This window comes from Tepidibacillus decaturensis (assembly GCF_001561915.1).
Classification (GTDB): Bacteria; Bacillota; Bacilli; order Tepidibacillales; family Tepidibacillaceae; genus Tepidibacillus_B; species Tepidibacillus_B infernus.
On record NZ_LSKU01000001.1, the window covers coordinates 2,072,719 to 2,076,193 of the forward strand.

Consider the following 3,475-nt stretch of genomic DNA (forward strand, 5'->3'; position numbering starts at 1 on the left):
CCTTATGCAAAGTTGATGATTATGCAAAGTAAACCGCTGAAAGTCTTGTGTTATCTGTAATTGTCTTTGATTTACTTTGCATAATATCTGGATTACTTCAGCTTAGAAAGCCAGTCAAGTAATGCAGCATCCTTGCTCCAATCAGGGAGATTGCTATCCACCAAATCTGGATAGGCATTCTCAATAGCCTGGCGCTTCAATTCTGAATCACACTTTGCATAAATTTCAGTGGTCTTAATATCCTCATGTCCAAGAAAGTCTCGTATATAAATAAGGCTAACGCCAGCTTGCAACAGGTGCATGCTCTTCGAGTGGCGAAACATATGAGGTTTCACTTTCTCTGGTACAATGGTGGATATTTGTCTTGCTAAATCAGCATATTTAGAAATAATATAGGCAACACCTTCCTTTGTAAGTTTCTTATGCTGTTTGTTAGAAAATAGCGGGTAGTCACTTCTCCAAGGTTTATCAAGGAAGTTCTCCTGAATGTAATTCTCTAACAAAGTCAAAGTGTTTTTCATCAATGGCACTCTTCGTACCTTATTGCCTTTTCCAGTTAGGATAAGAACTGCAGGATTACTGAGTACAACATCACGTACCTTGATATCAACTAATTCTTGCACTCTACACCCAGAATCATAGAGAACACTTAACAGTGTTAAATCTCGTCTGCCTTTTACAGTCATTTTGTCTGGTTGTGATAATAAAAGTTTCATTGCCTCAGGGGTCAGATGAGCTACTATTGGTTTGGGTGCCTTCTTCACAGGTAGGGCAATCACCTTTTGGAAATGAAGAATTCCTGTTGGTTCTTCATACTGTGCGTAACGGAAAAAGGAATGTATGGCTGCAAGTCTCTGATTACGAGTTGCGATACTACACTTACGCTCTTTTTCAATCCACTCAAGAAAATCAGCAATCAATCCATGAGTTAGCATACCCATATTTAACTTTTCAACGGGGATACCTCGTTGTTCTTGACAGTAACGGATTAACAATTTAAAGGTATCTCTGTAGGATGCTATTGTATTCTTGCTTGCATTTTTCTGCCGGGGCAAATACATTGACAGGAATTCTGTGAGGTGGTTGGCAAAATCAGTTGGCTTCATCGGCTCCACCTTCCAGTCTTGGGATAATGTCTGAGTAACATCCTTCCAACTTAATAGATATGTCCGGAAAAATATCAGCAGTCAGTCTAAGGTAATATGCTGTTTCCTCAAAGGAATCATGCCCCATATATGTTTTTAGTACTGGAAGATATGCTGCAAGATCTTTTCCCTGCATAACCCACTTTTTTAGGCAGTGGCATGCATATGCATGGCGAAAATCGTGTACCCTTGGTCCTTTTCCCCTACCGCCATGGGAAATGCCAGCTTTCCATAAAAAACGCCTGAAATTGCTGTAGACATTTGTTACAGTCATTGGCTTTCCATTTAATCCAGGAAAGAACCAATCAGATTCTCTTGAAAGTATATGCACTTTTTTAAAGAAATCCCGGCATCGCTCTGTAAGATTAACTGACATTGGAACCAGACGACTATTGTCTTTTTTTGAGTGTTGTATAGTCAGTATGCCTGTATTAAGGTCTACATCTTCCACTTTTAAAAGTCTCGCTTCTGAGGAACGAAGACCACAAGCATAAATCATCCGGAAAAATACCGGCATGATAAAGTGGCGATATGGGCATTCACCTACATAGTGGCATTGGTCTGTTTCACGGAAAAACTTTTGCAATTCATCTTCTGTATAAATATAAGGAATATACTGTTTTTCTGTTGGGTAATAACCTTTTGGGAGAATGTATGCACTAATCCCCACACTTTCCATATACATAGCAAGCTGCCGGATGATTGAGGCTCTTGAACATTGATTAGCCTGTGCTTCATAAGGCTTTTTTGAACACCAATCTAACACTATTGCTTTTGTAAGCATTGTTGATTCAGGATATTTTTCTGCAGTAAAGGAAGAAAAACGTAATAGATGCCTGGCTTCTGCCTCGTATTTATAGCCGATTGCCTTCTTCAGGGAGATATGGTTTTCGATATGCTCTGCAAATGGTCCTTTGAACAGGTAATTAATCATACACATCCACCTCCGGAGTGTTTATACAGCATTCCTTCAGTTTATTAATATCTACTTTTAAATAGACTGCTGTTGAGTCTGTGTCTGTATGACCGAGTATATCTGAAATAACTGCAAGTGGAGTATCATGTTCAAGCATTCTTGAAGCTGCTGTATGGCGAAGGGAATGCATGCCTCGATGCTTTTTCAAAGTTGGTAAATGTGCAATCCTCATATAATCACGGATTAACTGAGACAAATGATCACTTTCTGAAAAAGGTAGGAATGGAGCCAAATGTCTAACAAATACGACCTGGGAATCTACTTTTGGTCTGCCATGTTTAAGATAATCAATAACAGCCCATCCCACTTCAGTAGGAATCGGTAAAGTTACTGTTTCCCTTGTTTTTGACTGGTTGAATGTCAGTTTCTTTTCTTCCCAGTGGAAACAATCAAAAGTGAGGTTTTTGATATCAGTAACCCTAAGGCCCAGAACACAGGCAAGAAGGATAATTGCATAATCTCGCTTTCCCTTTGGATTCCCACGGTCAATAGCACCTATCAGTGCTTTCAGCTCTTCCTTTGTCCAGACAGATGGGATACGTGTTTGTTTACGGGCTTGAACCATTGGTGTCTTGGAAGCCAGGTCTACTTTCAAAATATCATTCTGGTGTAAAAACCTTAAAAATGATCGTATGGAGCAGGTGACCTGTTCCACGGTTTTATAGGTATACCCGGTTAGTGTCCGAATATAACTATTAATAACAGTAAGCTTTATATTAGAACAGTCACAGATTTCTTGGGAAACAAGATAATCCATGAAGCGTTCTGATTGTTTAACATAATGTTCAACAGTTACCTTGGAGTAATCTTTTTGTTCGCAGTATTTTTTAAACTTGCTGCTGATGTCTTTGTAATATGGGTCGGTAAGTATTTCCTTGTGTTTATAATATCTTCTTAAAACAGTACGATGTAGCTGAAAATCTCCAATCATTCTTATGATACGGAGTTCCTGAGTATCCTTCTGAGATAGTGTTTTATCGAAATCCTTCTTAAGAATCTGATAGTTCTGTTCGACAAATTTAATACCTAGCTCCTCAGAATAGTAGATTTCATCATTCTCTTCAGCAAACTGTGTAATTTTCTTCCAACGGTTGCGATAAAATTTCATGCTACCTTCCGTATAGCCAAGTCGTAGCAGTTCTTTTTCAAGCTCTTGTAACAGCTGTTTTAGTGGTTTCTTTTCCATAAAAAATACCTCCTACAATGATTTTTGAGTTTGAATACTCTTAATATCATTGTCGGAGATTATGCAAAGTAAATGAAAGAGAACTCCAGTAATAGTGGGCTATATCAAAGTTTACTTTGCATAATTACTTTCTTTGCATAAGGAAGCTTATGCAAAGCTTAGCATAAG

At 38.4% G+C, this 3,475-nt stretch carries 3 protein-coding genes; all 3 read right to left on the reverse strand.

Annotated features, from left to right (window positions below; all coding sequences use genetic code 11):
* Positions 1-92 precede the first annotated feature (92 nt).
* Genes U473_RS09835 through U473_RS09845 form a run of 3 tightly spaced genes read right to left on the reverse strand, consistent with a single transcriptional unit; the run spans position 93 to position 3,307 of the window.
* A complete protein-coding gene (locus tag U473_RS09835; RefSeq protein WP_068725845.1) occupies positions 93-1,106 on the reverse strand; it encodes a site-specific integrase in 1,014 nt (337 codons plus the stop codon).
* Positions 1,093-2,079, reverse strand: coding sequence for a tyrosine-type recombinase/integrase (locus tag U473_RS09840; protein ID WP_068725847.1), 987 nt, complete (start codon positions 2,077-2,079; stop codon positions 1,093-1,095). The genes U473_RS09835 and U473_RS09840 overlap by 14 nt, the downstream gene beginning before the upstream one ends.
* Positions 2,072-3,307 (reverse strand): site-specific integrase, encoded by a 1,236-nt coding sequence (locus tag U473_RS09845; RefSeq protein ID WP_068725849.1) that lies wholly within the window; start codon positions 3,305-3,307, stop codon positions 2,072-2,074. The genes U473_RS09840 and U473_RS09845 overlap by 8 nt, the downstream gene beginning before the upstream one ends.
* Positions 3,308-3,475 lie beyond the last annotated feature (168 nt).

What these genes read in the sequence shown, in the direction of transcription:
- U473_RS09835 (WP_068725845.1), bottom strand. Translation starts at nt 1,106, where the DNA reads ATGAAGCCAACTGATTTTGCCAACCACCTCACAGAATTCCTGTCAATG.
- U473_RS09840 (WP_068725847.1), bottom strand. Translation starts at nt 2,079, where the DNA reads ATGATTAATTACCTGTTCAAAGGACCATTTGCAGAGCATATCGAAAAC.
- U473_RS09845 (WP_068725849.1), bottom strand. Translation starts at nt 3,307, where the DNA reads ATGGAAAAGAAACCACTAAAACAGCTGTTACAAGAGCTTGAAAAAGAA.